The organism is Bradyrhizobium sp. PRIMUS42 (assembly GCF_023006515.1).
GTDB lineage: Bacteria > Pseudomonadota > Alphaproteobacteria > Rhizobiales > Xanthobacteraceae > Bradyrhizobium.
Genome location: NZ_JALBGZ010000017.1, coordinates 21,639 through 28,254, shown reverse-complemented (window position 1 = coordinate 28,254; position 6,616 = coordinate 21,639). Strand labels below are relative to the sequence as shown.

The following is a 6,616-nucleotide window of genomic DNA, read 5'->3' as shown; positions in this document are numbered from 1 at the left end:
GTCCTGGATGCGCTGCCCGCCAAAGCTGTTGGCCCAGACCGTGATCGGCGCTGGATCGGTCCACAGGCTGCGCGGCGCCTTGGTGAAGGGCCCGGCCTGCGCCGTCTCGGGCGCATAGGCCATCGCCATCATGTTGCTGCCATTCGGCCCGGAGCCGCCGTTGAGGCGGCCCTGCACCAGCGACGACACACCGCCGGTAAAGTCCATCAACGTGCGGTCGGTCTGTGCCAGTGCGGTGGGATCGAGCGTCGCAAGCGTGGTGCCGGAGACGACCGAGGGGCCATTGAAGCTGCCGCCGGAGACATTGGTGTGGATCGTGCCGTCAAAATTGATGAAGGTCGGCAGAGCAATCGAGGTCAACGAGGACAGTTTGGTGTTCGGCGCGACGAGGTTGACAATGACGACGTCGTCGCCGTGACCGAAATCGACCACGCCGTTGATCTTCGAGCCCGGCAGCAGCGTCAGCGTGTCGGCGTCGCTCGACAACTTGATCGCCGTGCCGCCGGTGCCAGTGACGGTGCCGGAATTGACGATATTGGCTGCACCATTGGATCGAATACCGATGGCGCTGATGATGGAGCCACCGTTGTTGAGGTTGACGAAATTCGCGTCCACGGCGACGCCGCTGCCGGGAAAGGTCCCGCGAATGGTGCCAAAATTGGTGACGTTTACCGTTCCGGACGACGCTATTCCCTCGGCTCCTATGATGAAGCCTGAAGCCGCGTTCACTATCGTCAAAGCTTTGTCTGCACCGGCAAAATGGAGTATCGCCGCGCCGTCAGCCACAAGGTTTCCTGAATTGACGATCGCTCCGCCGGAGCCGACCAGAACCGCCGCAGACCCCGCACCAACACCTCTTATCGTCCCCGAATTGTTCAGATCAATTGCGCTTGACGTGTCCAACGCAAATCCGGCGCTCGTGATCAAGCCCGAATTTACGACAGTCGCATTGTTTACGAATATTCCGACGATGTCGCCGGAGATTGTCCCTGAATTCGAAATGGAGAAGTCGTGAACGGCTGAAACGCCCCACGATCCGGAAATTTCTCCCGCATTCGCGATCGTACCGGCATCTGCCCGTATCGCGATTCCGTTGGCGCCGGTCGCCTTGATCGAGCCTGCATTCGCGATCGTTACGCTCCCGACGGCCTCGATGCCTCTTGACCCGCCTGAGATCGTGCCGGTGTTCGAGGTCACATTGACCGTGTTACCTCTGATACCGATGGAGTTGCTGCCAACTGCGGTGAGCGTACCGCTGTTGTTGACCGTGACGACGAAACCATCGATCGCAAGACTGTTCGCACCAGAAGTGCCGATGCTGCCCGAGTTCGTGACAGTCAGAGGGCCACTGCTCTTTATGGCAGTCTCACCCGCATTGATGTTGCCCGAGTTGACGACATCGTTTCCACCGTCGTTATTCCCGGCGTTGATGGCGATGCCGTTCATCCCATCTGCTGCGATGGTGCCCTCGTTCCGAACATGCAATTTGAAACCTAAGATCGCCGTACCGGCATCGGACGATATAACGGACGACGTTCCAATGTTGTTGATGACGGCCTCGTTGTCGTAGGAGATCGCATAGGATCCACCTTTGATTCTACCGGAATTATTCACCGTTCCCGTAAGGAACCTGAGGCCATTGTCCGTCCCGGTGAGTGTCGCGTTCGTTACGATGTTATAGGTATTGCCAACATCGGTACCGGTGCCATAACCATTCGTCCCATTGGCATTACCTGTCGTTCCCGTGCAACTCACCGTCGCGTTGCTGACCGGCGCCGTGGGCGTGCATGCGGCTTCGGCCCGCTCGATGGTGAACAACGGCGCGACCAGCGTCGCTTGCACGAGAAGGCGGATCGAGCGCTGCACGAAACGCCGTTGCACGATGCCGTTCAGAGCCGTCACATTCATTCCCGATCCCCAGTTCGGCGCTGGCTTTAAATCCACAGCCCTCGCATTCTCGTCAGCTCGCGCACGAGACCCGCAGCGGACTCGGCTGATCTCAGGCACAATTATAATTAGATCGAGATTCGTCTCGCCGCTTGGACGGGAACGACCGCGTCTAGGCTCAGGATGAACTCCCGCACACTCACGGCTGACTGTTGCAAATTCGCGTAACCGTCTCTGCTTGCTCAGAACGCGACGCGAACGCCGCCCTTCGCGGTGACGGTGCGGCTCTGGTCGGACATGATCATGCCCTCGACCGCGCCGAACACGGACACGCTCGCGCTGGTGCGGTAGTCGAAGCCGAAGCCTGCGACCGCACCGACGGTGCTGCGGCTGCCGGGCGTGACGAAAGACAAGTTCTGCCCGAGCAGCACACTGTTGATGCTGGTGTCGCCTACGCGCTGGAGCGCGATCACGCCGCCATGGATGTTGGCCTTGAGCTCGCCGCCCGCGAGGCTCGTCACCCGGGACAGGTCGACCTCGCCGCGTTCCTCGAAATCCTGCAGCGTGCGTCCGCCGACCGAGAGCCCCTGCGCCGAGCCGGTCTCGCTGTAGCCGTCGAACCGGCCGGCGACGTAGCGCAACCGCGCCGTCGGCGTCAGCAGATAGCCGTTGCCGATGTTGAGCCTGTAGCCGTAGGCGACCTCGGGGCTGATGTACCAGCCGCTGTAGTTTGCGGTTGCGGTTTCCATGCCACCGACCGCTGCATTGCTGAGCACCAGGCGCCGCGATTTGTTGTCGGCGTTGCCGCCCTGGATCGTGAAGTCGAAGAACTGCGACACCCATTCGAACCGGCTGTAGACACCGGCGAACACGTAGTTGGTATCGACCGACTGCGAGTTGAGGTCGACCGAGAGACCGCCCTGCCCGCCGCCGAGGAAGCCGCCGACCAGCCAGTTCGGCTGCACCTTGCGGTCGATGCCGATGGCGCCGCCCCAGGCGGTCGAAGTCGCACGCAACGTCGAGGCGGTCTCGTCCTGGATGCGCTGGCCGCCAAAGCTGTTGGCCCAGACCGTGATCGGGGCTGGATCGGTCCACAGGCTGCGCGGCGCCTTGGTGAAGGGCCCGGCCTGCGCCGTCTCGGGCGCGTACGCCATCGCCATCATGTTGCTTCCGCCTGTGCCACCACCGCTCAGGCGGCCCTGCACGAGAGAAGAAACGCCGCCGGTAAAATCCATCAGCGTGCGGTCAGTCTGCGCCAGCGCGGTCGGATCGAGGGTGGCCAAGGTGCCGCCGACAACGACCGAGGGACCGTTGAAGCCGCCGCCCGACGTGATGGTGTTGATGGTGCCGTTGAAATTGACGAAGGTCGGCAGCGCGACGCTCGTCAATGACGATACTTTGCTGCGAGGCGCAAGATTGACATTGACGACGTCGGCGCCGAAGCCGAAATCGACCACGCCGTTGATCTTCGAGCCCGGCAGCAGCGTCAGCGTGTCAGCAGCGTTCGACAGCTTGATCGCCGTGCCGCCCGAACCCGTGATCGTGCCCGAGTTCGTGATGTTCGACCCGCCGCTCGACGAGATGCCGGTCACTGCGACGATGGCGCCGGAATTGTTGAGATTGACGCTGTCGCCATTCAGCGCAATGCCGTTTGACGAAATCTGCCCTGTGTTGGTCACGTTGATGTTTTGAGCAACGATCGCGGCTGTTCCGCCCGATATGATGCCGCCGTTCACCACATCGGCCGTCCGGATCGCGACGATGCCACCAGCGCCTCCCGAGATCGTACCGGTATTGCGAACCATCGCATCATTAGAATCCGCAGTCACCGCATTGCCGCTGATGGCGGTGATCCCACCGGTGTTGTCGATGACGGCAAAGCGGCCGCCGTAGATGGCGGCGGCGCCGACAATTGTGCCTGAATTCACCACAGTCGCGACGTTGAAGGCCACGACGGCCCCTGATGATGCCGACCGGATTTCGCCCGCGTTGTTGATCGTGACGTTAGCCTTGCCCGCCGCCGGATCGCCATGCGCCAGGATGGTATTAGTGCCTGCGGAAATGGTGCCGGAAGCGGCATTGGTCACATTGATGTCGCCAGTCCGTGACACGATCGCGTTGCCGCTTGCCTGGATCAATCCCGCATTACTGACGGAGACGGATTGGTCCGCGACGACCGCGCCGGCGCCGCTGACGGTGCCGGAGGCGAGATTCGACAGATTGACGTTCTGGCCGGCTAGGCCAAACGCGTGACCAATGATGTTGCCCGCGTTCACCACTGTCGCCAGACCGGAGGATTGGATGGCGCCTCCGCTTGCAGCGATCTGGGAGATGACACCGGAGCCATTGTTGGTGATGTTGAGGGTCTGGCCAGTCACGCCGCTCGCATCCCCCGAGATCATGCCGGTGTTCGAGATCAGGTTTACGACGTCGCCATTGATCCCGACGGTGTCTGGACCTATTCCTGCGATCGTACCGGAATTGGTCACGGTGACGTTCCTGACCTCGATCCCGCTGCCGCGCCCGCCGGCCTCGCTGTTGATCGTGCCGGCATTGTTGATGGTCCCGGTAAACCCGGTGATGCCGTGGAAACCCACGATGGTGGCGCCGGCAAGGTTGGAGATGGTCAGATCGCTCCCCGACGCAATCCCGGCCGAAGTGGCTCCGTCGATCGTGCCGGCGTTGATGAATGCGGCGCCATCGCGGCTCCTGATGCCAAACGCGCCACCGTGAACCTTGGCGCCGACTTCAATCTTGTAGGTGTTGTTGTCGTCATCGAACGTACCGTAGCCGGTGCGACTACCCTGCTGAGTGTCGACGTCGCCCGAACAAACAATTGTGGCGTTGCTGACCGGCGCGACCGGCGTGCAAGCGGCCACGGCGCGTTCGACCGTGAAGATTGGCATGGCGAGCACAGCCAGTGCCAGAAAGCGCATCGTTCGCCGCGTCAAATGCCACGGCGCAATATCTCCAAGACCCATCACATTCATTTCCAGTTCATCGTCGCCGTCATCCCGCCCCACCGGCGCACAGGCAAATTGTCGCCAGCCTCCTCGGATCGGATGACGCCAGCTCATGCCAATTTGCATTCGCTGACGCCAAGGTAGAAAAGAGGGGCGCTTCCGACTTGGACGGCAGCGACCGGATTTTGGCTCAGAACGAACCGAAGCCCGTTTCGTGCGTCACTGATGCAGAGTTGTGACATTGTCGCCGGGGCGCTTATGCCTGGTCCCAGCCGACCTTCTCCGCATTCTCGGACCAGACCGCGGCGCGATAGATTTCGCGCCCGCTATTGTCGCGGACGCGGATCCAGGCGTCGCGATCGCGCAGGTCATCGCGCCAGACGAACAGATGTCTGGCCATCTCGTCGGCAACGACGAACGTCGCGTTGGATTGCTCGAAAATCATGCCGCCCGGGTCGATCTTCACGACATTGCCGACCAACAGGTCAAAGAAAAAGCGGCGCATGCAGCACTCCAACTATGGACAGCGCACGCCCGTGCCGCCCCCAAAATCGATACTTGATTTGAAATCTGGTCGAACGCGGCTACGCCACCTCGCCGCTCCTGACATCGCTCGGCGTCGCGTTATAGGTCCGCCGGAAGCAGCGGTTGAAATAGGAGAGATCGCCGAAGCCGACGTCGTAGGCGATCGAGCTCACGGTGCGCTCGGCATATCCGGGTTCCCGCAGCATGCGATGGGCGCGCTTGACGCGTTGTTCGGTCAGGAAGGAGGAGAACGTCTTGCCGTCGGCTTCGAACAGGCGCTGGAGATAGCGCGGCGTCACGCCAAGCTCGTGGGCAACCGAACCCACCGAGAGGTCCTGCCGCCAGCAATTGTTGGAAATAGAGACCTTGGCCTTCTGGAGCCGAGCCGCCTTGACGCCACGCCGTCCGGCCAGTTCTCGCGTCTCACTGGTCGCACCGAGGACGAGCGCCAGCAGATCATGCAGGTGTCCGACCCCGAGCTGCCGGAGCTCAGGCGTCGCGAACGCCTTCTCCCGCACCAGCGTCACCGCGTAGTCGACCAGCAGGCTGAGACCGGCGGAGCCTTCCGGCATGACGCGCATCACGGCATCATCGACGTCCACGATCATCGGCGCCAACACGCGCCTCGGCACACGCAGCGAGAAGCAGCTGCCCAGTGACAACCGCTCGAACGTCGTGACGTCCTCCGCGCTCGTCAGGACCGCCTCTCCTGCATGGAGCCTCAGATCGTGCCCTCGCTCGGATATCCCGAGAACGCCGGACCTGTTCACGATCAGGGCGAGACTGTCGTCGCCATCGGCCACCAGTTGCTTGGTGCGAATGACCCGCGCTCCGCACAATCCCCCGATCAACAATTGGGCTTCCGGCAGGACGTGGGACGTGAAGCTCGCCGCCGCCGGCTTTCCTGCCCTTGCCTCGACCTCTGCCTTCAATACCCCGCGACAATAGAAATCGCGAAGCATCGGGATGCGCTCGCCTTCGGGAATGTCGTTCGTTGAAACATTGAGAACGGAAAAATCAATCATGCTGCTCACTGCAATCTCTCCAACCGACGAGCAGGCCGGCCATACGCTGTCGTTTCCTCACACGCGCGTTCAATGCCGTCGCGGCATGTCCGTGCGGCGCACGCTGCTCTTCATTTCAGAAGCGCGATATACGAAAGTCCCAGATGACTCGCGTCCTGCGTTCGGAGGACCCACGAGCTCGGCTCATCACAATGGATTGAGAGCGCGGCATGGAAT

General features: G+C 61.8%; 4 protein-coding genes. All 4 read right to left on the bottom strand.

Going from position 1 to position 6,616, the window contains the following annotated elements; all coding sequences use genetic code 11:
- Window positions 1-2,007: beta strand repeat-containing protein (locus tag MOV75_RS03785; RefSeq protein WP_369010439.1), on the bottom strand; the 2,007-nt coding region annotated here is incomplete at its 3' end.
- Between the two features lie 122 nt (window positions 2,008-2,129).
- Window positions 2,130-4,823 (bottom strand): autotransporter domain-containing protein, encoded by a 2,694-nt coding sequence (locus tag MOV75_RS03780; RefSeq protein ID WP_246919788.1) that lies wholly within the window; start codon window positions 4,821-4,823, stop codon window positions 2,130-2,132.
- A gap of 283 nt (window positions 4,824-5,106) precedes the next feature.
- Window positions 5,107-5,355, bottom strand: coding sequence for a hypothetical protein (locus MOV75_RS03775; RefSeq protein WP_246919784.1), 249 nt, complete (start codon window positions 5,353-5,355; stop codon window positions 5,107-5,109).
- Window positions 5,356-5,434: 79 nt separating this feature from the next.
- Window positions 5,435-6,400, bottom strand: coding sequence for an AraC family transcriptional regulator (locus MOV75_RS03770; RefSeq protein WP_246919793.1), 966 nt, complete (start codon window positions 6,398-6,400; stop codon window positions 5,435-5,437).
- Window positions 6,401-6,616: the final 216 nt, after the last annotated feature.

Excerpts from the sequence above, each read along its gene's own strand:
- MOV75_RS03770 (WP_246919793.1), bottom strand. The coding sequence starts at position 6,400 with ATGATTGATTTTTCCGTTCTCAATGTTTCAACGAACGACATTCCCGAA.
- MOV75_RS03780 (WP_246919788.1), bottom strand. The coding sequence starts at position 4,823 with ATGCGCTTTCTGGCACTGGCTGTGCTCGCCATGCCAATCTTCACGGTC.
- MOV75_RS03775 (WP_246919784.1), bottom strand. The coding sequence starts at position 5,355 with ATGCGCCGCTTTTTCTTTGACCTGTTGGTCGGCAATGTCGTGAAGATC.